General features: G+C 70.6%; 23 protein-coding genes, 2 pseudogenes and 1 riboswitch. Of the genes and pseudogenes, 11 read left to right on the top strand and 14 right to left on the bottom strand.

The window, feature by feature from the left end; all coding sequences use genetic code 11:
- Nucleotides 1–9 precede the first annotated feature (9 nt).
- The gene (locus JHAT_RS12325; RefSeq protein ID WP_077798154.1) at nucleotides 10–1119 is read right to left on the bottom strand and encodes an NAD(P)/FAD-dependent oxidoreductase; all 1110 of its coding nucleotides are present in this window, start codon (nucleotides 1117–1119) and stop codon (nucleotides 10–12) included.
- A gap of 75 nt (nucleotides 1120–1194) precedes the next feature.
- Between JHAT_RS12325 and JHAT_RS12320 the strand changes: the two genes are divergently transcribed.
- Nucleotides 1195–1875, top strand: a complete 681-nt coding sequence (locus JHAT_RS12320; RefSeq protein ID WP_077798210.1) for a TetR/AcrR family transcriptional regulator — start codon at nucleotides 1195–1197, stop codon at nucleotides 1873–1875.
- A gap of 128 nt (nucleotides 1876–2003) precedes the next feature.
- The gene (locus JHAT_RS12315; protein ID WP_077798153.1) at nucleotides 2004–3389 is read left to right on the top strand and encodes a serine hydrolase; all 1386 of its coding nucleotides are present in this window, start codon (nucleotides 2004–2006) and stop codon (nucleotides 3387–3389) included.
- A gap of 65 nt (nucleotides 3390–3454) precedes the next feature.
- Here the strand turns inward: JHAT_RS12315 and JHAT_RS12310 are convergent, their stop codons facing one another.
- Entirely contained in the window at nucleotides 3455–3907 is a 453-nt protein-coding gene (locus tag JHAT_RS12310; protein WP_077798152.1) for a GNAT family N-acetyltransferase, read from the bottom strand.
- A gap of 53 nt (nucleotides 3908–3960) precedes the next feature.
- Entirely contained in the window at nucleotides 3961–4425 is a 465-nt protein-coding gene (locus JHAT_RS12305) for a MarR family winged helix-turn-helix transcriptional regulator (RefSeq protein ID WP_077798151.1), read from the bottom strand.
- A gap of 137 nt (nucleotides 4426–4562) precedes the next feature.
- Between JHAT_RS12305 and JHAT_RS12300 the strand changes: the two genes are divergently transcribed.
- On the top strand, nucleotides 4563–5771 hold the full coding sequence (locus JHAT_RS12300; protein WP_077798150.1) for an MFS transporter: 1209 nt from the start codon (nucleotides 4563–4565) through the stop codon (nucleotides 5769–5771).
- A 121-nt stretch (nucleotides 5772–5892) separates the two neighbouring features.
- The gene (locus JHAT_RS12295) at nucleotides 5893–6321 is read left to right on the top strand and encodes a heme-binding protein (protein WP_077798149.1); all 429 of its coding nucleotides are present in this window, start codon (nucleotides 5893–5895) and stop codon (nucleotides 6319–6321) included.
- Nucleotides 6322–6349: 28 nt separating this feature from the next.
- Here the strand turns inward: JHAT_RS12295 and JHAT_RS12290 are convergent, their stop codons facing one another.
- The 6 genes from JHAT_RS12290 to JHAT_RS12265 all read right to left on the bottom strand — a co-directional run bounded on the left by JHAT_RS12290 (nucleotide 6350) and on the right by JHAT_RS12265 (nucleotide 11080).
- On the bottom strand, nucleotides 6350–7216 hold the full coding sequence (locus JHAT_RS12290; RefSeq protein WP_077798148.1) for a GNAT family N-acetyltransferase: 867 nt from the start codon (nucleotides 7214–7216) through the stop codon (nucleotides 6350–6352).
- A gap of 142 nt (nucleotides 7217–7358) precedes the next feature.
- Nucleotides 7359–7841 (bottom strand): NUDIX domain-containing protein, encoded by a 483-nt coding sequence (locus tag JHAT_RS12285; RefSeq protein WP_077798147.1) that lies wholly within the window; start codon nucleotides 7839–7841, stop codon nucleotides 7359–7361.
- Nucleotides 7842–7893: 52 nt separating this feature from the next.
- The gene (locus tag JHAT_RS12280; RefSeq protein ID WP_077798146.1) at nucleotides 7894–8799 is read right to left on the bottom strand and encodes a LysR family transcriptional regulator; all 906 of its coding nucleotides are present in this window, start codon (nucleotides 8797–8799) and stop codon (nucleotides 7894–7896) included.
- A 240-nt stretch (nucleotides 8800–9039) separates the two neighbouring features.
- A complete protein-coding gene (locus JHAT_RS12275; protein WP_077798145.1) occupies nucleotides 9040–10206 on the bottom strand; it encodes a cystathionine gamma-lyase in 1167 nt (388 codons plus the stop codon).
- Entirely contained in the window at nucleotides 10203–10697 is a 495-nt protein-coding gene (locus JHAT_RS12270) for a low molecular weight protein-tyrosine-phosphatase (protein ID WP_077798144.1), read from the bottom strand. The genes JHAT_RS12275 and JHAT_RS12270 overlap by 4 nt, the downstream gene beginning before the upstream one ends.
- A gap of 5 nt (nucleotides 10698–10702) precedes the next feature.
- Nucleotides 10703–11080, bottom strand: a complete 378-nt coding sequence (locus tag JHAT_RS12265; RefSeq protein WP_077798143.1) for a phage holin family protein — start codon at nucleotides 11078–11080, stop codon at nucleotides 10703–10705.
- A gap of 59 nt (nucleotides 11081–11139) precedes the next feature.
- Between JHAT_RS12265 and JHAT_RS12260 the strand changes: the two genes are divergently transcribed.
- The 4 genes from JHAT_RS12260 (at nucleotide 11140) to JHAT_RS12245 (ending at nucleotide 13437) form a co-directional block, all read left to right on the top strand.
- Nucleotides 11140–11457 carry a cupin domain-containing protein gene (locus JHAT_RS12260; RefSeq protein WP_077798142.1) on the top strand — a complete coding sequence of 106 codons (318 nt, stop codon included), beginning with the start codon at nucleotides 11140–11142 and terminating at the stop codon, nucleotides 11455–11457.
- A 176-nt stretch (nucleotides 11458–11633) separates the two neighbouring features.
- Nucleotides 11634–11846, top strand: coding sequence for a DUF5326 family protein (locus JHAT_RS12255; protein WP_077798141.1), 213 nt, complete (start codon nucleotides 11634–11636; stop codon nucleotides 11844–11846).
- Between the two features lie 328 nt (nucleotides 11847–12174).
- Nucleotides 12175–12900 (top strand): IclR family transcriptional regulator, encoded by a 726-nt coding sequence (locus JHAT_RS12250; RefSeq protein ID WP_077798209.1) that lies wholly within the window; start codon nucleotides 12175–12177, stop codon nucleotides 12898–12900.
- Nucleotides 12901–12999: 99 nt separating this feature from the next.
- Nucleotides 13000–13437, top strand: a complete 438-nt coding sequence (locus JHAT_RS12245) for an SsgA family sporulation/cell division regulator (RefSeq protein WP_077798140.1) — start codon at nucleotides 13000–13002, stop codon at nucleotides 13435–13437.
- Between the two features lie 107 nt (nucleotides 13438–13544).
- On the opposite strand, the gene JHAT_RS12240 is transcribed toward JHAT_RS12245, so the two are convergent.
- On the bottom strand, nucleotides 13545–15110 hold the full coding sequence (locus JHAT_RS12240; protein ID WP_077798139.1) for a YibE/F family protein: 1566 nt from the start codon (nucleotides 15108–15110) through the stop codon (nucleotides 13545–13547).
- Nucleotides 15111–15181: 71 nt separating this feature from the next.
- A riboswitch (TPP riboswitch) is annotated at nucleotides 15182–15371 on the top strand.
- Here JHAT_RS12240 and thiC point away from each other — a divergent pair.
- Entirely contained in the window at nucleotides 15364–17175 is a 1812-nt protein-coding gene (thiC, locus tag JHAT_RS12235) for a phosphomethylpyrimidine synthase ThiC (RefSeq protein ID WP_077798138.1), read from the top strand. It overlaps the preceding riboswitch by 8 nt.
- 53 nt (nucleotides 17176–17228) lie before the next feature.
- Here thiC and JHAT_RS12230 read toward each other — a convergent pair.
- A pseudogene (locus JHAT_RS12230) lies at nucleotides 17229–17471 on the bottom strand (YybH family protein); the annotation flags it as partial.
- A gap of 175 nt (nucleotides 17472–17646) precedes the next feature.
- Here JHAT_RS12230 and JHAT_RS35245 point away from each other — a divergent pair.
- A pseudogene (locus JHAT_RS35245) lies at nucleotides 17647–17745 on the top strand (VWA domain-containing protein); the annotation flags it as partial.
- Nucleotides 17746–17769: 24 nt separating this feature from the next.
- Here the strand turns inward: JHAT_RS35245 and JHAT_RS12225 are convergent.
- The 3 genes from JHAT_RS12225 to JHAT_RS12215 form a co-directional block, all read right to left on the bottom strand.
- Nucleotides 17770–18636 carry a hypothetical protein gene (locus JHAT_RS12225; RefSeq protein WP_077798137.1) on the bottom strand — a complete coding sequence of 289 codons (867 nt, stop codon included), beginning with the start codon at nucleotides 18634–18636 and terminating at the stop codon, nucleotides 17770–17772.
- Between the two features lie 181 nt (nucleotides 18637–18817).
- Nucleotides 18818–19924, bottom strand: coding sequence for a metallophosphoesterase (locus tag JHAT_RS12220; protein ID WP_077798136.1), 1107 nt, complete (start codon nucleotides 19922–19924; stop codon nucleotides 18818–18820).
- A 250-nt stretch (nucleotides 19925–20174) separates the two neighbouring features.
- Nucleotides 20175–21287, bottom strand: a complete 1113-nt coding sequence (locus tag JHAT_RS12215; protein WP_077798135.1) for a LacI family DNA-binding transcriptional regulator — start codon at nucleotides 21285–21287, stop codon at nucleotides 20175–20177.
- Between the two features lie 411 nt (nucleotides 21288–21698).
- Between JHAT_RS12215 and hisC the strand changes: the two genes are divergently transcribed.
- On the top strand, nucleotides 21699–22778 hold the full coding sequence (gene hisC, locus JHAT_RS12210; RefSeq protein WP_077798134.1) for a histidinol-phosphate transaminase: 1080 nt from the start codon (nucleotides 21699–21701) through the stop codon (nucleotides 22776–22778).
- Nucleotides 22779–22815: the final 37 nt, after the last annotated feature.

Raw genomic sequence — 22815 nt, 5'->3', positions numbered from 1 at the left:
GTGCCGCGTTCAGCCGGGCTGGAAGAAGGCGAGCATCTTCTGGGCGGCGTCCGGCGACGACAGCAGTTCCTGCATGTCCGCGGACATCCGGGCGGCGGCGCCGGCGCGGTCGAACATCTCGCGTTCGTATGCGTCGACGGCGGTGGGAAAGTCGTCCGGGTGCGCGGCGAGCGCGAGGCCGAGCAGTGCGCCGTCGAGCAGTGCCATGTTGGCGCCCTGTCCCACCGGAGGCATCAGGTGCGCGGCATCGCCGAGCAGTGTGACGCCCGGCGTCGGCGGCCAGGTCAGGCCGACCGGGAGAGCGGTGATCGACCGCGGCACGATCGTGTCGTCGCAGGCGGCGATCAGTGCGGTGAACCGTGGGTGCCAGCCGGGGAGCAGGTCGATCAGCCGCTTCCGGGCGGCGGCGGGGTCGTCGAACGGGATCCCGCTGGTGGCGAACCAGCCCTCCGCGGTGTCGTAGAAGCTGATGCCGATGCGGACACGTCCGTCGCCGTTGCGCTGCGCCGCCAGGGACACGCCGTTGCCGAGCACCCAGTAGTTGCCCCGTCCGAGCATCGCCGCGAGGTCGGGGTGGGTGCGGTCGACGTCGGGGATGCCGAGTTCGACGACGTTCTGGCCTATGTGCGCCGGGCGGGCGTCGGTGAGCAGCGCGCGGACCCGGGAGTTCGCGCCGTCGGCGCCGACCAGCAGGCCGTACGCCGCACTGCTGCCGTCGGCGAAGCGCAGCACGCCGTCGCCGGCGGATGCGACCGCGTGCCCCCAGCGCACCGTGTCCTCGGGGAGGGAATCCAGCAGCAGGTCGCGCAGATCGGCACGGTCGACCTCGGGCCGGTCGAGCGGGGCGTCGTCGGGCGCGTCCTCCTGGAACAGGAGGGTGCCGTCCGGCTCGAGGAGACGCATGTCCTGACCCTCGGCACGGGCGATAGTGGCGAACCGGTCGATCAGGCCGGCCTCACGCAGCGCACGCTGCCCGGAGTGGATGTCGAGCATGCCGCCCTGCCCGCGCGAGGCGCGTGACGGTTCCCGTTCGTACACGACCGCGTCGATGCCTTTCACGTGCAGGACGCGGGCGAGGGCCAGACCGCCGAGACCGGCGCCGACGATGGCGATCGTCATGATGGCCTTCCTCCCTTTCGATACAGTGTACGTGCCGATACAGCGTATAGGTAGATGCTGTGTAGGGTGATCGGCATGTTGGTGTGGGAGCGACCGGAGCCGCCGGACCGACCGGTTCCGGCCCCGTTGAGCCGGGAGCGGATCGTACGAGCGGCGATCCGGCTCGCCGACGCGGGCGGCCTGGACGCGGTGTCGCTGCGCAAGGTCGCCTCCGCGCTGGATGTCGGGCCGATGCGGCTCTACAGCTACATCACCGGCAAGCAGGAGCTGCTCGACCTGATGGTCGACGCCGTCCACGCCGAGATCCGGCCGGTCGGCGACGGCTGGCGGCAGGTGCTCCGCTCGCTCGCCGAAGCCACGCGGCACGCCGTTCACGAGCACGAATGGCTCGCCGACCTCCTGGGGGGCCGGCCCCAGCTCGGGCCGCACGCGCTGGCCACCGGGGAGACCGTGATGGCCGCACTGGACGGCGTCGACGTGGACGCCGTCATGCCGGTGGTCGCCGCGGTCAACGCGTACGTGATCGGCGCGGTGCGCCGGGAGATCGCCGAGCGTCGCGCCGAGCGGGCCACCGGAATGGACGAGAAACGCTGGCAGGCCTCACTCGGGCCCTATCTGACGCGGACCCTGGCCACCGGCCGGTTCCCGGCGCTGGCCACGGTGGTGCGCGACGCCACTCACCTGGACGCCGACCAGACCTTCCGGACGGGCCTCGACTTCCTGCTCGACGGCATCGAAGCCCGCATCACCAGGTGACGCGAGCTCGAAGAGCCGGGTCGGTACCGTCCGTCGGCTGAGACCAGCACGTCGCGCGATGCGAGATCCTGCGGCCGGTCAGGGGAAAACAGTTCGACGCACGATGTATGGCCCGGTGGACTGGGGGCATGACGACACCTCAGGAAGAGCTGCTCCCCGCCACCCGCCGGGCGCTGTTGCACAGGATCGCCGTCGCCCAGGCCGAAGGACGCGCGCCGTCGCTCGTCGCCGCGGTGGTGCGGGACGGGCGGACCGTGTGGCACGGGGCGCGGACGTCGGTGGACGGGCACGGACCGGACGAGAACGTGCAGTACAGGATCGGCTCGATCACCAAGACCTTCACCGCCGTTCTCGTCCTGCGGCTGCGCGACGAGGGCATGCTCGACCTCGGGGACCGGCTGGAGAAGCACCTGCCGGGCACGGGAGCGGGGGAGGCGACGATCGCCGGACTCCTCGCCCACACCGGGGGCCTGGCCGCCGAATCTCCCGGGCCGTGGTGGGAACGGACCCCCGGCTCTCTGCGCCCCGAGCTGGCCGATGTGCTGGGTGAACGGCCCCTTCTGCACCCGGTGGGCCGTCGGCACCACTACTCGAACCCCGGTTACACCCTGCTCGGCGCGCTGGTCGAGCGACTGCGTGGCGCTCCGTGGGAGGAGGTGCTGCGGCGGGAGGTGCTGGAGCCGCTGGGCCTGGACCGTACGACCACGCGTCCGCAGGCACCCCACGCCGGAGGTTGGGCGGTCCATCCGTGGGCCGACGTGATGCTGGCGGAACCTGTCGAGGACCTCGGGCGGATGGCTCCGGCCGGGCAGCTCTGGTCCACCACCGGAGACCTGGCACGGTTCGCCGCCTTCCTGACGCGGGGCGACGACAAGGTGCTGAGCGCCGAGACGGTGCGGGAGATGCGGACGCCCGCGGCACCGGCCGAGGCCGCGGATGTGGCGGACGGTGTGACGTACGGGCTGGGTCTGCAGATCCAGCACCGGAACGGGCGGCTGCTGGTGGGTCACTCCGGCTCCCTGCCGGGGTTCCTGGCCAACCTCACCATCGGCGTCGAGGACGACGTGGCGGCGGTCGTCCTGACCAACTGCACCTCCGGCCCGCTGACGGCCGGGGTGGGAGCCGATCTCGTACGGATCGTCGCCGAGGCCGAACCGCGGATCCCGGAGCCGTGGCGACCGCTGCCGGACGTCGACGCCTCCGTGCTGGAGCTGACCGGGCAGTGGTACTGGGGAACGCATGCCTTCGTGCTGCGGCTGACACCCGAGGGGGGAGTCTCGCTGGAGCCGCTGTCGGGTCAGGGCCGCCGCTCGCGCTTCCGGGGCAACGGTGACGGTACCTGGACGGGGCTGGAGGGTTACTACGCCGGTGAGCTGCTGCGGGCCGTGCGGCGTCCGGACGGGGCGGTGAGCCACCTGGACCTCGGGTCGTTCGTCTTCACCCGCCGGCCCTATGACGAAGGGGCCTGTGTGCCGGGAGGGGTGGACCCGGAGGGGTGGCGAGGCGTCGGATAGGCGTCGTCGGTGATCGGGATGTGCGCTGTTTCACGTGAAACAGCGCACGGGCCCCGGGGCACCCGTCAGAGCTCGAGCTTGAAGCCCGTGTGCGAGGCCGAGAAACCGAGGCGTTCGTAGAAGCGGTGGGCGTCCGTACGGGTCTTGTCGGAGGTGAGCTGGACCAGGTGGCATCCCTGTCGACGCGACTCGGCGACGGCCCACTCGATGAGCCGGGTCCCCAGGCCGCCGCCCCGTTCGTCGGCGTGGATGCGCACGCCTTCGATGATCGCTCGTGTCGCACCGCGCCGGGAGAGGCCGGGCACGACGGTCAGCTGGAGCGTGCCGACGACGCGGCCCTCGCGGACGGCGACGACCAGGTGCTGGTGAGGGTCGGTACTGAGCCGTTCGAAGGCGGCGAAGTAGGGACTCAGGTCATCCGGTGACTCGCGCCGGGCGCCCAGCGGGTCGTCGGCGAGCATCGCGACGACCGCGGGGATGTCGTCCTCGGCGATGCGCCGTATTTCAAGATCTCCCATGACCGCACCCTATGCGGGCAGAAGCGGCGCGGACACGGTCCGCGCCGCTTCGGTCATGCGGGCACCGGTGCCTTGAGCGTCTCCACCGCCCGGACCAGCGGAGCCAGGTCGGGGTTCTTGGCCGCCTCGTCGAGAGCCTCGCGCAGGGCGGCGTCATTGGTGGGCCGTGCCGCGTCCAGCAGCTCCAGACCCTCGGCGGTGACGTTGGTGTAGATGCCGCGACGGTCGGTGGGGCACAGGTAGCGCTCGAGCAGCCCGCGGTCCTCGAGTCGGGTGACCAGACGGGTGGTGGCGCTCTGGCTGAGGACGACGGCGTCGGCGACCTGCTTCATCTGCAGATGGCCTCCGTCACCGTCGTGCTGCCGGCTGAGCACGTCGAGCAGGGAGTACTCACGCACGCTCAGGTCGTGTCCGGCCTGCAGGGCGCGCTCGATGTGGGCCTCGATCCTCCCGTGCAGCAGGGAGAGGGCGCACCAGCCCTGGGAGAGGGCGGTGAGCGCGGGGTCCGTCGCTGTCATGTGGTTCCTCCGTCCCGGAGCGGCTGAGACAAGGGTAGACCAGAGCCGCAATTTACGGCGGTTGCACATAACCCGCGTGTGCAACTATTGTGAACGCACGCAAAGCGCTCCTGCAATCTCCTGGGAAGGTTCACCCCATGCCTCTCGCGCTTCTGGCCCTCGCGATCGGGGCCTTCGGGATCGGAACGACCGAGTTCGTGATCATGGGTTTGTTGCCCGAGGTCGCGAGCGACTACGGGGTCTCCATCCCCACCGCCGGCTTCCTGGTGACCGGCTACGCGCTCGGCGTGATGTTCGGCGCCCCGCTGATGACCGTGCTCGGCACCAGGGTTCCGCGCAAGCGGATGCTGATGCTGCTGATGGGTCTGTTCATCGTCGGCAACCTGCTCTCCGCCCTGGCTCCCGCGTTCTCCGTCATGCTGATCGGGCGCGTGGTCGCCTCCCTCGCCCACGGCGCCTTCTTCGGCATCGGCTCGGTCGTCGCGGCCGATCTGGTCGCCCCGCACAAGAAGGCCGGGGCGATCGCGATGATGTTCACCGGGCTGACCGTCGCCAACGTCGTGGGAGTTCCCCTGGGCACGCTGGTCGGGCAGTCGGTCGGTTGGCGCGTCACCTTCGCCCTCGTCGCCGCGCTCGGTGTCATCGGCCTGGCCGGTGTCGCCAAACTGGTCCCCGACATGCCCAAGCCGGAGGGCGTGCGGCTGCGGCACGAGCTCGCCGCCTTCAAGAACGTCCAGGTCCTCCTCGCGATGGCGATGACCGTCCTCGGTTTCGGTGGCGTCTTCGCGGCCATCACGTACATCGCGCCGATGATGACGCACGTCACGGGCTTCGCCGACGGTTCGGTCACCTGGCTGCTGGTCCTCTTCGGACTGGGCATGGTCGGTGGCAACCTCGTCGGAGGCCGGTTCGCCGACCGCGCCCTGATGCCCATGCTGTACGTCTCGCTGGGCGCCCTGGCCGTCGTTCTCGCCCTCTTCACGCTCACCGCGCACAACAAGGTCACGGCGGCGGTGACGATCGTCCTGATCGGTGCCCTGGGCTTCGCCACCGTGCCGCCGCTGCAGAAGCGCGTCCTCGACCACGCGCACGGCGCCCCGACGCTGGCCTCGGCCGTGAACATCGGCGCCTTCAACCTCGGCAACGCGCTGTCCGCCTGGCTCGGCGGTGTCGTCATCGCCGCGGGCTTCGGCTACACCGCGCCCAACTGGGTCGGCGCCGGCCTCGCCGCCGCGGCCCTGGCCCTCGCCGTCGTCTCGGCCGTGCTCGAGCGGCACGACGACACGCCCAGCGCCGTCGTCGCGGGCTCCGTGGCCGACGAACAGCGGACCGCCGTGACCCACTGAACCACCCGGGCGACCGGGACGCCGCGACGCGGGGCCAGGGCCGTCCCCGCGATCAGCGGCCTCACACCACCTCGTTCCGAACGAGGTGCAGCGCCACCAGTGACAACCAAGGAGAACCCCCATGACCACGACCACCAGCACCGCCGTCGCCCCGCTGTCCATCCAGGACGCCGAGAGCCTCGTCGCAGCGGCCCACCGCGCCGCCGAGGCCGCCGGGGTCACCGTCAGCGTCACCGTCCTCGACGCCGGTGGTCACCTGCTCGCCTTCCGGCGGGACGACCGCGCCGTGCTGATCTCCGGGGAGACCAGCACACGCAAGGCCTACACGGCGCTCCAGCTGGACGCCCCCACCGCCGACCTCGTCGACGCCGTACAGCCCGGGGGTCTGTTCCACACCCTGCCCACCGCACTCGACCGACCGCTGCTGTTCATCGCGGGCGGCGTGCCGGTGCGCCGGGGCGGCCGTCTGATCGGGGCGATCGGGGTCGGCGGCGGAGCACCGGAGCAGGACCACGCCTTCGCCACGGCCGCAGTGGACACCCTCGCCTGACGGCGCGCACCGCCGTTCGGCGCAGACGTCAGCCCGCCGCCACGGTCAGGGGAGCGAACCGCCGGGTCCAGTCCCCGGGCAGCTCCGTGATCCCGTACGTCATGACCGCGCTCGTGGAGAGCGTAGCGAGGCCGCGCTCCTTCACCCACGCCAGCAGTTCCTCGTGCCGTACGTCGATGTCGGTGCGCAGCGGCCGGTCGGTCCGGGCGGCGAGAGAGGCGATGAGCGCCTTGGCCGTCTCGGTGTCGCGGGCGATCAGCGGGCCCACGACATGGGTGTCCATGTTGGGCCAGGCGGCGGCGTAACCGATGAGCCGGCCCGCCTCCTCGGCCACGCGCAGCTGGTCGGCGAAGGCGGGCAGGCGCGTGATGATGTGGGTGCGGTCGGCGCCGAAGACCTCCTCGTCGAGCCGGAGGATGGCGGTGAGGTCCTCCGCGGTGGCCGCCCGGGTGGCGATCCGCGGCTCGGGCCCACCCGGGATGAAGCGCCCCCGCACCATCTCCGCCCCGCCGGTGCACTTGAAGCCGAGCTCCTCGTAGAGCGGGCGGCCGTTCGAGGTCGCGTGCAGCGTCAGCGGGGTGGTGCCTTGAGCCGAGAGGACGTGGCGCATCAGCCGGCGTCCCACGCCCTGGCGGGCGTACCGCTCGGCGACCAGCACCATGCCGATGGCCGCGAGGGACGGCCGCTCGACGGGGCCGTACGTGGTGACGGTGCAGGCACTGACGAGGCCGCCCCCGGGGTCGTCGGTGCCGTAGCCCTTCCCGGCGGTGAGGAGGAAGCCCCATTTGTGTTCCTCACGCGACCACCCCCGATCCTCGGACAAGTCGGCGCAGGCGGTGAGATCGCGGAGCGTCAGACGGCGGATCGGCAGAGAGAGAAGGGAAGGAGTCACCACGCAGGTCAGGCTGGCCGACGGGAACCGTCCGCGTCCACCTCTTTGCGAGGGGACGTGTGATCTTTTGGCCATGTCATGGCAGTGCGTGCAGTGCCCCGGCACCTGGTGGGCGTCCCGCTCCGGCGGGCCGGATCCGTGGGTGTCAGCCGAGGTCGGGGGCGTGCATCGCGCGCACACCCTCGATGTTGCCGTCCAGATAGTGCCGCAACGACAGCGGCACGAGGTGGACGGAGGCGATTCCGACCCGGGTGAACGGCACCCGGACGATCTCGTACTCGCCTGTGGGCTCGTCGATCTCGGGGCCGTGCCGCAGCGCCGGGTCCATGGATTCCAGACGGCAGACGAAGAAGTGCTGCACCTTCACACCGGTCGCGCCACCGTCCTCGCCGATGTGCTCCACGGTGTCCACGAAGCAGGGAACCACATCGGTGATCTTGGCGCCCAGCTCCTCGTAGACCTCGCGGTGCAGGGCGTCGACGACAGTCGTGTCCTCCGGTTCGACCCCGCCGCCGGGGGTGACCCAGTAGGGATCGACACCGGGCTTGGTGCGCTTGATCAGGATCAGATCGTCGCCGTCCAGGAGGACGGCGCGGGCGGTGCGCTTGACCACGGGTCGGACGGTCATGGGAGAAATGTGGCCCGGCTGGTTCCACGTGAAACATCGCATCGGGCCCGCCTCAGTTCCAGTCCCCCGCCGCGTGCAGCAGCCATTCGTGGGCCCTGGCGATGTGCGGCATCGCCAGTGTGCCGGCGCGCACCATCAGGAAGTACGTCCGCAGCGGTGGCACCGCAGGATCGTGCAGGGCGACGACGTCCCCGTGTGACAGAGCGTCGGCGCACAGGTAGCGGGGCAGCACGGCCAGTCCGGCGCCCGCGATCACGCAGGTGAGCACCGCGCGCAGGTCGGGGACGACGACGGTTCCCGGGGCGGTGGGGCAGGTGTCGAAGACGGATGCCCAGTACCGGGTGACGAAGGGCAGTGACTCGTGCACCTCGACCACGGGCACGTGCACCAGGTCCGCAGCCGAAGTGCTGCGGGGCTCCTCGGCGCCGGTCTGCGCGGCCCATCGGGGCGCGGCGACCAGGACGTGCTCCTCGTCGCAGAGCGGAGTCGCCGTGAGCAGGGCGCCACGCGGCCGGGCGGTGCCGATGGCCAGATCGTGATGTCCGGCGGCCAGCCCCTCCAGCACCTCCTCGGCGTTCCCGAAGGTGGCGCGCAGCGCGAAGCCCTGCCCGTCCTTGTCGGTGAGCTCCACGAGCGCGGGCAGCGCCCGCTCGGTGGTGAACTCGGGTGGCCCGGCGAGATGCAGGGTGCGTGCCGAGGAGCCGTCGTCGGTCCCGGTCTCGGCGATCTCCACCAGGGCGTCGAGATGCGGGGCGGCCTTGTGGGCGAGTTCGTCGCCGATGGTCGTCGGGGTCACGCCACGGGCCTGCCGCAGGAACAGGGGACGGCCGAGCTGCCTCTCCAGGGTGCGGATCTGCGAGGTGACGGCAGGCTGGGAGAGGCCGAGCAGGGCGGCGGCGCGGGTGAAGGAACCGGCCCGGTGCACGGTCACGAACGTGCGCAGTAAGGCCAGATCCACGGAAGGCCTCCCCCCTTCTCCGCCATTCCCGGTGCCGTTCCCGGCCCCGGCCGCGCTCAACTATAAATATGTCGATAGGTCGCTGTCGCTACTGTGATTGGACACTGACACAGAGTCAACTAGCCTTGGTCGCGCGGTTCTTCGCGCGCAGAACCGAAAGAACGGTCCGAGCCACGAGGGGGGAGGCTCGGACCGTTCGCCGTGTCCGGCCGGACACGGCGAACGGTCGTACGGAGGAGCTCAGTCCGCCGACCGCTCCAGCGCGCGCAGCAGGTCCGCCACCAGGTCCTCGGGATCCTCCGCACCGACCGAGAGGCGGATGAAGCCCTCCGGTACCGCGTCACCGCCCCAGCGCCCGCGCCGCTCGGCCGTGGACCGCACCCCGCCGAAGCTCGTCGCGTCGTCCACGAGCCGCAGGGCCTCGAGGAAACGATCGGCACGCGCGCGCGAGGGCAGCGTGAAGGAGACGACGCACCCGTAGCGCCGCATCTGTCGAGAGGCGACCTGGTGCGAGGGGTCGTCGCGCAGGCCCGGATACCGCAGGTCCGTCACCTCGGGCCGCTCCCGCAGGGCTTCGGCCACCTTCAGCGCGGTGGCGTTCTGCCGGTCGACGCGCAGCTGGAGGGTGGCGATCGAACGGTGCGCGAGCCAGGCCTCCATGGGACCGGGAACGGCACCGACGATCTTGCGCCAGCGCCGTACGGCGGCCATGGCCTCGGCGTCGCGACCGGTGACGTACCCCAGCAGGATGTCACCGTGGCCGGTCAGCTGCTTGGTCCCACTGGCCACGGAGAAGTCGGCGCCGAGCTCCAGCGGGCGCTGCCCGAGCGGTGTGGCGAGCGTGTTGTCGACGGCGACCAGGGCGCCGCGCGCGTGTGCCGCCTCGACGAGCCGCCGGACGTCGCACACGTCGAGGCCCGGGTTCGAGGGCGTCTCGATCCACAGCAGCTTCGCCCCGTCCAGGAGGCCGAGCTGGGCGTCCCCGCCGGTCGGCGCGGTGCGCACCTCGATGCCGTACGTCTCCAGCTGGGCGCGGACCAGCGGCAGTGCCTGGTAGCCGTCGTCGGGCAGCACGGCCACGTCCCCGGCGCGCAGCTGGGAGAAGAGCACCGAGGAGATCGCGGCCATGCCCGAGGCGAACACGAGCGTCTCGGCGTCGTCCCGCCCGGGAGCCTCCAGCTCGCCGATGGCGCGCTCGAGGTGGGTCCAGGTGGGATTCTCGTCGCGGCCGTAGGTGTACGGGCCGGTGGGATCGCCCGGCAGGTGGAAGTGCGCGGCGAACACGGGGCCGGGCAGGGTCGGCTCGTGCTTGACCGGTTCGGGCAGTCCGGCCCGCACCGCGCGCGTGCCGTCACCGGCGGAGCCGCCCGTGTCCGGAGATTCCCCGTTGTCAGCGGAATCGTTCATGCCGCCCGTCCCTCCATGTGTTCGCGTACCGCGGCGAGCAGTCCGTCGCTCGCCGCCTCCACCATCTCAAGGCATTCCTCGAAGCCGTCCACGCCCCCGTAGTAGGGGTCCGGTACGTCGAGGTCCCCGCTGTCGGCACCGGAGTCGTACGACCGCAGCAGCCGCACCTTGGCCGCGTCCTGCTCCGTGGGTGCGAGCCGCCGCAGTGTCCTGAGGTGGCCCGCGTCGAGGGCGAGGACGAGGTCGAGGCGTGCGAACCAGGACGGCTGGAACCGGCGGGCCACGTGATCGAGGACGTAGCCGTTCTCCTCCAGGACGGCGAGGGTGCGCGGGTCGGCGCCCTCGCCCTCGTGCCATCCGTCGGTGCCGGCGCTGTCGGCCTCGACGAGGCCCTCGAGGCCGGCCTCGGCCACGCGCGCGCGGAAGACGGCCTCGGCCATCGGGGAACGGCAGATGTTCCCCGTGCACACGAAACAGACGCGGTAGGTCATGGGGCTCAGTCCTTGTCGGGCAGGAAGGCGTTGAGGGCCCAGGACACGACCGAGACGATCAGGCCGCCCAGGACCGCGGTCCAGAAGCCTTCGACGTGGAAGCTCAGGTCGAGCTTGTCGGCCAGCCACGACGTGAGCAACAGCATGAGCGCGTTGACCACCAGCGTGAACAGGCCGAGCGTGAGGATGAACAGCGGAAAGGTCAGCACCTGCACGATCGGCTTCACCAGCATGTTCACCAGGCCGAACACCAGGGCGACCACGATCAGCGTGGCGGCCTTCTCGCCGGTGCTGCCCCCGGTCAGGGTGATCTTGTCGAGCAGCCACACGGCGACCGCCAGGGCACCCGCGTTGGCGACCGTCTTGACTAGGAAATTCTTCATGTGTCTGATCGTGGCAGACGCGATCGGGAGCGAACGGCGAGACAGGGGCGGACGAGGCGATGAAGGCATTCCGGCTGGACGAACTGGAGGCGGAGCGCGCCGCCAATGACGGTGCCTACCTGCAGTTCCTGCGCGAGCGGAACATGTCGGTCGGTCTGTACGCGCTCGACGCGGGCACGGCTGATCCGCAGAAGCCGCACGAGCAGGACGAGGTGTACTTCGTGGTCAGTGGCCGCGCCTCGATCACCGTGGGCCTGGAGACCACCCAGGTCGCCCGCGGCAGCGTGGTCTACGTGCCGGCCGGGGTCGCCCACAAGTTCCACCACATCAGCGAGGACCTGAGGGTGCTCGTGGTGTTCTCTCCGCCCGAGAGCTGAGCCGCGATCCCCGGGTTCCCTAGGGGATCGGTCAGGGGGAGACAAGGGGTGTGAGGGCCCTGCCGGGGCCCTCGCGGCCCTAGCATCGAGTGCAGGACGTCAGGAGATTCCCAGCGGGATCCCGGGCCACCCGGGGAACCGGCGCTCGGGCGGGCGGAAAGGTAAGGACGAGGGCGATGCGAGAGATCTTCACGGGACTGCCGTGGTGGGTGAAGTGGATCGCGGTGCCGGTCATCGCCCTGGTCGTGTTCGGCGGGCTGATCGCCAGTGTGGTCGGCTTCGTGATCGGGCTGCTGTTCAAGTTGCTGGTCTTCGTGGCCCTCATCGGCGGGTTGATCTACGTCGTCCGCAAGTTCATGTCGAGCTCCTCGTCACGCAGCGACTGGTGAGAGCCGCGGGGCGCCGGTGGCGGTGACGGGAATCACCGGTTCCCTCGCGCGAGGGAAGTTTCCCGGACGGACCGCCGGCACGCGGTGACCGGCGGTTAGAGTCCGGAACTCCACGCGGGGGCGACCCCGCGGGCGGCGTACACCCCGTCCGTGTTTCCCCGCACGGGCTGCCCCCCTCGCGTTCCGGGAGTGACCCTTGGCCACGGCTGACACCGCATTCGGACCGCCGCACGCACTGCCCGTGCAGCCTCGTTCGACACCCCGGACACCCCCCACCCCCGTCGGGCCGTCGCCCGCCGACCCGCCCGCGGTGACCCTCATCGGCTCGGTGCAGCGTGCGATGCGCCTCCTGGAGTGCGTCGCGCGGCACCAGTACGGAGCTCCCGCCAAGCAGCTGGCCCGTGAGGCGAGGCTGGCGCTGCCCACGGCGTACCACCTGCTGCGCACCCTCGTGCACGAGGGATACCTGCGCCGCGACAAGGGCCTGTTCTTCCTGGGGGAGGCGGCCGAGCGGCTGAGCAGCAGCGGGGCCGAGCAGAAACGTCGCAGCACGGTCGTCGACGTGCTGGCGCGCTGGCGCGATGCGATCGGCGCTCCCGTCTACTACGCCATGTACCGCGACGGCGAGATCGAGATCATGTGCGTCTCCGACACCCCGGGCAATCCCGCGGTGGAGGAATCGGCGGACTTCCGCGAGACCGGGCACGCGCACGCCGTCGGACAGTGCCTGCTGTCGCAGCTGGACGCGGACGCCCGCCGTGATCACCTCGACCGGTATCCGGTGAGCCCCGTGACGCCGTACACGGTGCGTGACGAGGACAGTCTGATGAGACGGCTGGAACGCACACAGCGGACGGCGCCGGTGACCGAGCGCCAGGAGTACGCCCTGGGAACGGTCTGCGCGGCGATTCCGATCACCGTCGGCACCACGGTCGCGACGGCGGCCCTCTCTCTGCCCGCCCAGCAGGCCGATCGGCTCCTGCCCGCCGCACAGCGACTGCAGCACGAAATGGGACGGCTCCTGGGGTCACTCGCGATCTCTATCAGTATCTGAAAACTTACTCCTTGTGATCTGGTGTGTACGTTGAGCAAGATGCCACCAGTGTAAGAGGTTTGATTCCCGGCCAGTCGACGGCGAATGACGGGGTAGGCGATGGGTGAGTCCGTACAGGCAGAGGTCATGATGAGCTTTCTCGTGTCCGAGGAGCTCTCTTTCCGCATCCCGGTGGAGCTGCGTTACCAGACGTGTGATCCGTATGCGGTGCGGCTGACCTTCCACCTGCCTGGCGATGCCCCGGTGACCTGGGCCTTCGGCCGGGAGCTGCTGGTCGACGGGGTGGGCACGCCGTGCGGTGACGGTGACGTGCGCATCGCGCCCGTTGATCCCGGGCCGCCGACCGAGGTGCTGATCCGGCTTCAGGTCGGCAGCGACCAGGCGCTGTTCCGTTCTTCGGCCGCGCCGCTCGTGGCGTTCCTCGACCGGACCGACAAGCTGGTGCCCCTGGGGCAGGAGGGGGCCCTCGCGGACTTCGACGCGCACCTAGACGAGGCACTGGACCGCATCCTGGCGGAGGAGCAGAGCGCGGGCTGAACCGTTGCGACGGCCGCGGGCGGTGGCGCGATGCCGTCACCGGTTCGCCCACTTTGCAGGAACGCTTCTTCAGAGAACGCGGTGCCGAAAGCACCCCCTGGGATGAGTCAGCGCTTGCGGCGGCGGCCGCGTCCGCCACGCCCCGGCGCCGGTCCGGAACCCGGCGCCGCCACGGCACCCTGCGCGGCCGTGCGCCCTGCCGGCCGGTCGGCCGAGACGACCAGGGCCGCGAGAGCGGTGGTGACCGGCACGGACGCCACCAGGCCGATCGAGCCCACCAGCGTGCGCACGATCTCCTCCGCGACCAGCTCGCTGTTGGCGACCGTCCCCACGCTGCTCTGCGCGATCGAGAACAGCAGCAGCAGCGGCAGCGCGGCGCCCGCGTACGCGAGGACGAGCGTGTTGACGACGGAGGCGATGTGGTCGCGCCCGATACGGATGCCCGCGCGGTACAGGCCGCGCCAGCCCATCGCCGGATTGGCCTCGTGCAACTCCCACACCGCGGAGGTCTGGGTGACCGTCACGTCGTCGAGGACACCGAGCGAACCGATGATGACCCCGGCGAGCAGCAGACCGCTCATGTCGATCGACGGATACAGCCCGTGGATCAGGCCGGTGTTGTCGTCGGTGTTGCCGGTGAGCGCGGCCCAGCCGATGAACAGCGATCCCAGGACGCCGATCAGCAGCAGCGAGACCAGGGTTCCGAGCACCGCGACGGAGGTCCGCGCAGACAGTCCGTGGCACAGGTACAGCGCGATCAGCATGATCGCGCTGGAGCCGATCACCGCCACGAGCAGGGGGTTCGAGCCCTGAAGGATGGCGGGCAGGATGAAGAAGTTCAACAGCAGGAAGCTGATGGCCAGGGAGACCAGGGCCATGAAGCCGCGCAGCCGGCCGACGACCACGACGGCCAGCGCGAAGATGCCCGCGAGCAGGGCCATCGGGAAACCGCGGTCGATGTCGGTCACCGAGTACTGCAGGTCCTTCGGTGCGGAGGGCTCGTAGGCGACCACCACTTTCTGTCCCTCGTGCAACTGACGTGTCTGGTCCGGTTGCACGATCTCGTTGAAGGTGCGGCCCTTGTCCTTGCCGGTGTCGACGCGGATCGTCGCCCGTTTGCAGTCGCCGTCGGCCTGCTGCACCGCGGAGGAGCCCTCGGCGGTGGAGGTGTCACCGGTCGGGGGGACGCCCGAGGCGTTGACGGACTTGCAGCTCAGCCTGTCCACCCGGGTGACCGTGGCCTGTTGGGTCTGCCGGTCGAAGCCGACCCCGGTGCGTTCGTGCGGCGGTGCGCCGCCCGGCCAGAGCACGGCGAGCCCGACCACCACCGCCGCGGCGAACGGGATGAGGACCGCCGCGATGACCTTCCGTAGATGGCGTGACACCGGTGCCGCCGGCCCGTGACCGTGCGCGTGCCCATGTCCACCACCGCCACCGTGCTCGCCGCTGCCGGTGTGCTCGTCACCGCCACCCCGCCCCGCCTCGCCACCGGGTCCGTGACCGAAGTGACGGCCGTCGGCGGAAGCGCCGCGCCCGTGGCCCGCTTCGGGATCCCCACCCGCACCGTACGAGCCGCCGGGGACGTGGCCTTCCGCGCGCCCGTCGCCGGCCGGGGTGCCCGGGCCGCGGCGGGGTTCGTGCGGCGGGTGGGGAGGGTGCTGAGTTGTGGTCACCGACCGATCATCGCAAGAGCGGGAGGGGCCCCCTGGTCACCGCGCCCGAGTTGACGCTAGCGTGGGGGCACCTTTGTACACGCGGGAGCTCGGAGCACCGGGCTGAGAGGGCGCTGACCTCCGTCCCAGCGATGTTTCACGGGAAACGTCACCGAAGTCGAGTGATGTCGCCCACGGAGCGTCGTTCGACGGAAGCCGCTGCGTCGACCGCTGAACCTGTTACCGGGTAATGCCGGCGTAGGGAGTAGGTCTCATGACCATCAAGGACGCACGCACGCCTGCCTCCACCCCCGCCTCCGTCGAGGCGGAGACCGCGGAGGCCGGGAAGTCCATCGGCTGGCACAAGGCGTACGTCGAGGGTTCGCGCCCCGACCTGCGGGTGCCGGTCCGTCAGGTGCACCTCACCAACGGGAAGTCGGTCACGCTCTACGACACCTCGGGCCCGTACACCGATCCGCTCGTCGACACCGACGTCCGCAGGGGGCTGCCGGCGCTGCGGGAGAACTGGATCATCGGCCGCGGCGACACGGAGGAGTACGCGGGCCGTCCCGTCCGTCCCGAGGACGACGGGATCAAGCACACCTCACCGCGCGGTGGCCTGCGCAACCTGGACGCGGTCTTCCCCGGACGCCCGCGGCAGCCGCGCCGGGGCCGGAAAGGCACGGCGGTGACGCAGCTCGCGTACGCGCGCCGGGGCGAGATCACCCCCGAGATGGAGTACGTGGCCATCCGGGAGAACGTCTCACCGGAGGTGGTCCGCGAGGAGATCGCCGCCGGCCGGGCCGTGCTGCCCGCCAACGTCAACCACCCGGAGATCGAGCCGATGATCATCGGCAAGCGGTTCCTGGTGAAGGTGAACGCCAACATCGGCAACTCGGCGGTGACGTCCTCCATCGAGGAGGAGGTCGAGAAGATGACCTGGGCGACCCGTTGGGGCGCCGACACGGTCATGGACCTGTCCACGGGCCGCAACATCCACACCACCCGCGAGTGGGTGCTCCGCAACTCCCCCGTCCCCATCGGCACCGTGCCGCTCTACCAGGCCCTGGAGAAGGTCGACGGCAAGGCGGAGGAGCTGACCTGGGAGATCTACAAGGACACGGTCATCGAGCAGGCCGAGCAGGGTGTGGACTACATGACCGTCCACGCGGGTGTGCGCCTGTCCTACGTGCCGCTCACCGCGAACCGGAAGACCGGCATCGTCTCGCGGGGTGGCTCGATCATGGCGGCCTGGTGCCTGGCGCACCACAAGGAGTCGTTCCTGTACGAGAACTTCGAGGAGCTCTGCGAGATCCTCGCCGCCTACGACGTCACCTACTCCCTCGGTGACGGCCTGCGGCCCGGGTCGATCGCGGACGCCAACGACGAGGCACAGTTCGCGGAGCTGCGCACGCTCGGGGAACTCAACCGGATCGCCAGGCGCTTCGACGTACAGACCATGATCGAGGGCCCGGGACACGTCCCGATGCACAAGATCAAGGAGAACATCGACCTTCAGCAGGAGATCTGCGACGAAGCCCCGTTCTACACGCTCGGCCCGCTGACGACGGACGTCGCACCGGCCTACGACCACATCACCTCCGGCATCGGCGCCGCGATGATCGCCTGGTGGGGCACGGCCATGCTCTGCTACGTCACGCCCAAGGAGCACCTGGGTCTTCCCAACCGTGACGACGTCAAGACCGGTGTCATCACCTACAAGATCGCCGCCCACGCCGCTGACCTCGCCAAGGGACACCCGGGTGCGCAGGAGTGGGACGACGCGCTGTCGGACGCACGGTTCGAGTTCCGATGGGAGGACCAGTTCAATCTGGCCCTCGACCCGGACACGGCACGGGAGTTCCACGACGAGACGCTGCCGGCCGAGCCCGCCAAGACGGCCCACTTCTGCTCGATGTGCGGACCGAAGTTCTGCTCGATGAAGATCAGCCAGGACATCAACGAGCGGTTCGGTGGCGCGGCCGCCGCGGGGGCGTCTTCCGAGGAGATCGCCGAGGGCATGCTGCAGAAGTCCAAGGAGTTCGCCGCCGGCGGCAACCGGGTGTACCTCCCGCTGGCCGACTGACCCCCCGCTCCCCGCTCGACGCCGGGCGATCCCTCCTCCGGGACCGTCCGGCGTCAGCCGGGCACCGGGGCCGTCCCGGGCGGGGCCGCCACTCCGAACGGGTTGTCGATCACGTAGCGCCAGCACCCGTCCGGTCCGCGACGGGCCACGTCCGTCGCGGTGCCCTCGATGTGCACACGGCCGCCGTGGGCGGCGACGCCGTCGATGACGAAGTCGACGATCAGCAGGGCCAGGTCGCCGACGACGTAGGTGTGCCGGGGCGTGACCCGGATCGGGACGCGCAACCGGAGGAAATCGTCGCTGAGAAGGGACGGAGCACCGGGTCCGCTCTCTCCCCCCCCCGGAGGGACCGACTCGGCAGACCGGGTCCATGACAGCCACATCCCTGGGCGAGGGCGCCGGTCTCACCGGGCGGTGGAGCAGGGCTACGCCATCGGACTCGCGGGCCTGGCCACCGACTTCGGCATCACCGTCGACGACATCGGCACCGCCCCCGACCAGGAGCTGCACGACCGCCTGCTGTCCGAGTTCCCGTCCTGGATCACTGCCGCCGGCCGGGCGGGCATCCTCCGACGTGCCCGCCCTGGCCGGTGGCTACTCGGGCCGGTGTTCCGGACCGCCGAAGTCCGGGCTGCTGTAGTCCGGGCTCGAGTAGCTCGGACGCGGACCCTCCCGGCCGTCGTCGGGGCTCGTGAATCCCGGACGGTCGTAGCCGAGGCGCGGCATCCGGCTCGTCGGTGCCGCCGGTCCCGTCGGGTGCAGCGCGACCGCCGCGTCCGGGTCGGTGAGCGCCTTCCGCAGGAACGGCAGGATGCCGCGTTCGAGCAGGGCGTCCTGCCAGGCCTCCCTGGCCCGGTTCACCTCCCCGTCGAGTTCGCGGTGGCGGCCGGACTCGGCGGAGGGCCGGTTGCGCAGCGCGGTGAGCAGCAGCCCCGCCCCCGCGACGAGGACGGCGACGGCGGCCACACCGCCGAACACCCATCCCGTGGTGAGCATGGTCCGTGCGAACGCCTGCCCCGGGTCGAGCATCCTCAGGACGTAGCCGACGAGCAGGAAGATCGCCGCTGCGGTGCCGGCCAGGACGGGCGCCAGGACGGCGACGACCGCGCCCGCGCCCGCACCGGTGGCCTCGGCGGCCTCCCCCACGGTGACGGCGAGACCCACCGGGCCCGTATCCGGCTCCTCGGCTCCGGAACCGCGCGCGGACGACGAGGAGGACGATGCCCGATGGCGCAGCTCCTCGCGGACCTTCACGTAGTGCTGGTACTCCGTGGAGGCCGCCGCCGTGATCAGAGCGGTGGCGTCGAGTGCCATGGTGCGCAGTTGTTCGGCGTTGAGCCGCTGTCCGACAGCGGTCAGTTCCGGGCGGTGTGGTGCGGAGCGCAGCGCCTCGTCGAGGATCCGCTCGTACTCCTGGCGGTCCTCGTTCGGCAGATGCTGCGGAACGCTGTTCATGTGCATCCCCCGATGCTCCGTAGGGCTTGGGGCTCGCATGCCAACGAGCCGTCGGGCAGAAACGGAGGGGAGCCTGCTACGGATAAGCCGATGGTAGAGCGGTGACGGCGCGCGGTGACAGGGGGTTTCCAGAAATTGGGTGCCGACCTGCGGGACCGCTGCCGGGGAAGGGCGGCCCGGTGAACGGTCAGGCGTCCAGCGGGAGTTGCTGGACCAGCAGCTTTCCGGCCATCGTCACGCCGCCGTCCATCGCGATGGCCAGCCCGTCCGCGTAGACGTGGGGCCCCTCGACCGCGGTGCGGGTGTCGTCCTCGCCGTCCTCGGAGCCGACCTCGCCCAGGAGGTAGGGGATGGGGCTGTGCCCGTGGACGATACGGGTGCCGCCGTACGTGTCCAGCAGCGAGCGCACCGCGTCGGCACCGCCCTCGTCGCGGAAGGAGAACCGCTTGGTGAGCTTGCGGAACAGGTCCCACACCTCTTCCGCGTCGTTGCGGGTGAGCGTCTCGCGGACGGTGTCGTTGACCTCCTCGATGGAACGGCCGTAGTCGAGGTAGGTGGTGGTGTCGGAGTGGACGAGGAGGTGTCCGTCCACCTCTTCGAGCGCGTCGAGGCGGGCCATCCACTGGAGATGGTGGTCCTGCAGGCGGTCCATGTCGGTCTTCTGGCCGCCGTTGAGCAGCCAGGCGGCCTGGAAGGTGGCGGTACCGGCACCGGAGTTGACGGGGGTGTCGCCGAACCGCTTGGCGCCGAGCAGCAGCAGCTCGTGGTTGCCCATCAGCGCCTTGCAGTAGCCGCCGGCCGCGGCGGCCTCGGCGGACAGTCGCATCACCAGGTCGATGACACCGATGCCGTCCGGGCCGCGGTCGGTGAAATCGCCGAGGAACCACAGGCGGGAGGTGCCCGCGCACCACTGGCCGGCGGCGTCGATGAGGCCCTTCTCCTGGAGCGCGGCCACCAGCTGGTCCAGGTAGCCGTGCACGTCACCGACGACGAACAGCGGCCCCTGACCCGTGGCGGGCTGTGCTGCCGGGGCCGGTTCGGGGTCGAGGGCCACCTGGACCGTGTCACCCCTTCGGATGACGGGCAGATCGCGCTGGGTGGGCGTGTACCCCTCCGGATAGGCCTCCCCGTATCCCTCCTCGGAGGGGGGAGCGGCCTCGCCCGGGTGCGTGCCGGGAGTGACGTACGGAGCGGCCTCGTGGACGTACGCGGGCACCCGGAAGTCGCGCACCGTCGCCGTCCGTTCCACCTCGGGTCCCTGACCGGCCCCCTGAGTCATCGACCCCTCCACCATCGCGCCGCATCTGCACCGCTTCGGACTGCCTGGTCGCAGCGGCCCGCGGTGTGTGGGCCCATCATAGGAATGCGGATCGCTCTGTGTGATGACCCAGGGGTGGTGAATCGGGGCAGGACTCGGGTTCACCGCGGCTTTCGCCCCGATTGGGCCGGTCTTCGCCCGTCCGTGACGTCGGCGTGATCTTCACCGGTCGGAGTCTGTCCGGTGTGATTTCCTCCGGCTGGGCGCGTTCCGGCGGATCCGGTCCCTACTCGTGCTCGGGCGACCGCGGCGGGCTGACCGTCGTCCGGGGCGGGCGGCGCTGCGACGACGTCCGCACGATCAGTTCCGTCGGTATCACCTGCTCGACCGTCTGCTCCGAGTCGAGCCCCTCGATGGCGTCGATGAGGAGCTGGATCACCGCCGTGCCGATGCGACGGGGTTTGAGCGACAGGGTGGTGATGGGGGGCTCGGTGCTGGCGTACACCGTGGACTCGCTGCAGCAGACCAGCAGCAGGTCCTCCGGGACGCGCAGGCCGTAACGGCGGGCGGCGGCGAGCAGGTCGGTGCCGTTCGGATCGAACAGGCCGTACACGGCGTCGGGCCGGTCGGGCCGGGCGAGCAGCCGGTCGGCGGCCACCGCTCCCGCGCACGGGTCGTGTGCCGGGTAGGCCTCGTAGACCGGGTCCTGTCCGACGCGCTCGCACCAGTGCAGGTAGGCGGTGGTCGACAGGTGGGTGTACGTGTCGGTGGTGGTGCCGGTGAGCAGGCCGATCCGGCGGGCGCCGGCGGCGGCCAGGTGGTCGAGGATGCCGAGCACGGCGGCCTCGTGGTCGTTGTCGACCCAGGCGGTGACGGGAAGCGCGCCGACCGGGCGGCCGTCGGAGACGACCGGTAAGCCCTGGCGGACCAGTTCGCCGACGACCGGGTCCTGGTCGGAGGGGTCGATGACGACCGTGCCGTCCAGCGCGACGTTGGACCACACGTCGTGGCGGGAGGTCGCCGGGAGGATGACGAGGGCGTACCCGCGGGCGAGCGCGGCGGAGGTGGCGGCGCGCGCCATCTCGGCGAAGTACGCGAACTCGGTGAAGGTGAAAGGTTCATTCCCGTACGTCGTCACGGTCAGGCCGATGAGTCCCGACTTACCGGTGCGGAGCGTACGGGCGGCGGCCGAGGGTCGGTAGCCCAGCCGGTCGGCCACCTCGCGGACGTGGCGCCGGGTGGCATCCGGGAGTCGGCCCTTGCCGTTGAGGGCGTCGGAGACGGTCGTGATGGATACTCCGGCGGCGGCGGCCACGTCTCTGATGCCCGCCCGGCCCGGCCGACTGCCTCGACGTGAGGTTTCCGCGCGGCTCACCTGGTGCTTCCCTGCTGCTGTCATGGCGAGCCGATAGTAGGGCTCGTGCGGTGGGGTAGGGCGGACGCATATGCATGCATTGGCAGGCACGTTTCTGCATGATCGCAGGATCTCAATTGCCTTGGAAAACAAGGAAGTTGGCGACTCCAGCCCCAGTATCTGCCGTGTCAGCGAGCGAGGACCTGTCGGCCGGTCGATGTTGCGAAGAGGTTGCAACTCACCTGCACGAGGGATGCGCGCCACGGCGCGAGCCACCGGCGCGTAGATATATGTGCGGTACGCCCCCCGAATCGTGCGCCTTCATGCCCCTGATGCCCCTGATGCCCCTGATGCCAGTGTGACGGAGGAGGTCCGGCCGCCCCTATACGCAGTGACGCTGAATCCTCATAGGGTGAGAAGTATTCGATGCCGGTGGTGGTCACGAGGAGGACTGCGGTGAGCGAGACGAGCCCCAAGCTGCGCGCCGAGCTGGAGGGAATTCCCACCTACAAGCCGGGCAAGCCCGCCGCGGCGGACGGGCCGGTGGCCTACAAACTGTCCTCCAACGAGAACCCGTACCCGCCGCTGCCGGGCGTGATGGAGACGGTCGCGGCCGCGGCCTCGTCCTTCAACCGGTACCCGGACATGGCCTGCACGAGCCTGATGGCCGAGTTGTCGGAACGATTCGGCGTCCCCCTCTCCCACCTGGCCACCGGTACCGGGTCGGTCGGTGTGGCGCAGCAACTGATCCAGGCGACCTCCGGCCCCGGTGACGAGGTGATCTACGCCTGGCGTTCCTTCGAGGCGTACCCGATCATCACGCAGATCAGCGGTGCGACGTCCGTGAAGGTGCCGCTGACACCGGGCGACGTGCACGATCTGGACGCCATGGCCGACGCGATCACCGACCGGACGCGACTGATCTTCGTCTGCAATCCCAACAACCCGACCGGCACGGTGGTGCGGCGGGCCGAGCTGGAGCGCTTCCTCGACCGGGTACCGAGCGACGTGCTCGTGGTTCTCGACGAGGCCTACCGCGAGTTCATCCGTGATCCCGAGGTGCCGGACGGCGTCGAGATCTACCGTGAGCGGCCCAACGTCTGTGTGCTGCGGACCTTCTCCAAGGCGTACGGCCTCGCCGGCCTCCGGGTCGGCTTCGCGATCGCCCATGAGCCGGTGGCGGCCGCGCTGCGCAAGACGGCCGTGCCCTTCGGCGTGAGCCAGATCGCCCAGGAGGCGGCGATCGCCTCGCTGCGGGCCGAGGACGAGCTGATCGGCCGGGTCGGCTCGCTGGTCTGCGAGCGCATCCGTGTGGTCGACGGCCTGCGCGCGCAGGGCTGGACGGTGCCGGAGACCCAGGCCAACTTCGTGTGGCTGCGTCTGGGAGAGCGCACGGTCGCCTTCGCGGAGGCGTGCGAGCGGGCCGGCGTGGTCGTACGGCCGTTCCCGGGTGAGGGTGTGCGGGTGACGGTCGGGGAGAGCGAGGCGAACGACATCTTCCTGAAGGTGTCGGAAGCGTTCCGCAAGGAGATCTGACGCGGCTGCGGTGCCAGGCGTCCGGCGAGGCGGGCGG

This window comes from Streptomyces sp. JHA26 (genome assembly GCF_002005565.1).
Taxonomy (GTDB): Bacteria; Actinomycetota; Actinomycetes; order Streptomycetales; family Streptomycetaceae; genus Streptomyces.
Note: the sequence above shows the minus strand (reverse complement) of the source record. Positions and strands in the feature narration are given on the sequence as shown.

Excerpts from the sequence above, each read along its gene's own strand:
- JHAT_RS12245 (WP_077798140.1), top strand. The coding sequence starts at position 13,000 with ATGGGTGAGTCCGTACAGGCAGAGGTCATGATGAGCTTTCTCGTGTCC.
- JHAT_RS12305 (WP_077798151.1), bottom strand. The coding sequence starts at position 4,425 with ATGACAGCGACGGACCCCGCGCTCACCGCCCTCTCCCAGGGCTGGTGC.
- JHAT_RS12255 (WP_077798141.1), top strand. The coding sequence starts at position 11,634 with ATGCGAGAGATCTTCACGGGACTGCCGTGGTGGGTGAAGTGGATCGCG.
- JHAT_RS12320 (WP_077798210.1), top strand. The coding sequence starts at position 1,195 with ATGTTGGTGTGGGAGCGACCGGAGCCGCCGGACCGACCGGTTCCGGCC.
- JHAT_RS12300 (WP_077798150.1), top strand. The coding sequence starts at position 4,563 with ATGCCTCTCGCGCTTCTGGCCCTCGCGATCGGGGCCTTCGGGATCGGA.
- thiC (WP_077798138.1), top strand. The coding sequence starts at position 15,364 with ATGACCATCAAGGACGCACGCACGCCTGCCTCCACCCCCGCCTCCGTC.
- JHAT_RS12260 (WP_077798142.1), top strand. The coding sequence starts at position 11,140 with ATGAAGGCATTCCGGCTGGACGAACTGGAGGCGGAGCGCGCCGCCAAT.
- JHAT_RS12325 (WP_077798154.1), bottom strand. The coding sequence starts at position 1,119 with ATGACGATCGCCATCGTCGGCGCCGGTCTCGGCGGTCTGGCCCTCGCC.
- JHAT_RS12315 (WP_077798153.1), top strand. The coding sequence starts at position 2,004 with ATGACGACACCTCAGGAAGAGCTGCTCCCCGCCACCCGCCGGGCGCTG.
- JHAT_RS12225 (WP_077798137.1), bottom strand. The coding sequence starts at position 18,636 with ATGCACATGAACAGCGTTCCGCAGCATCTGCCGAACGAGGACCGCCAG.
- JHAT_RS12285 (WP_077798147.1), bottom strand. The coding sequence starts at position 7,841 with ATGACCGTCCGACCCGTGGTCAAGCGCACCGCCCGCGCCGTCCTCCTG.
- JHAT_RS12275 (WP_077798145.1), bottom strand. The coding sequence starts at position 10,206 with ATGAACGATTCCGCTGACAACGGGGAATCTCCGGACACGGGCGGCTCC.
- JHAT_RS12270 (WP_077798144.1), bottom strand. The coding sequence starts at position 10,697 with ATGACCTACCGCGTCTGTTTCGTGTGCACGGGGAACATCTGCCGTTCC.
- JHAT_RS12295 (WP_077798149.1), top strand. The coding sequence starts at position 5,893 with ATGACCACGACCACCAGCACCGCCGTCGCCCCGCTGTCCATCCAGGAC.
- JHAT_RS12220 (WP_077798136.1), bottom strand. The coding sequence starts at position 19,924 with ATGGTGGAGGGGTCGATGACTCAGGGGGCCGGTCAGGGACCCGAGGTG.
- JHAT_RS12265 (WP_077798143.1), bottom strand. The coding sequence starts at position 11,080 with ATGAAGAATTTCCTAGTCAAGACGGTCGCCAACGCGGGTGCCCTGGCG.
- JHAT_RS12215 (WP_077798135.1), bottom strand. The coding sequence starts at position 21,287 with ATGACAGCAGCAGGGAAGCACCAGGTGAGCCGCGCGGAAACCTCACGT.
- JHAT_RS12310 (WP_077798152.1), bottom strand. The coding sequence starts at position 3,907 with ATGGGAGATCTTGAAATACGGCGCATCGCCGAGGACGACATCCCCGCG.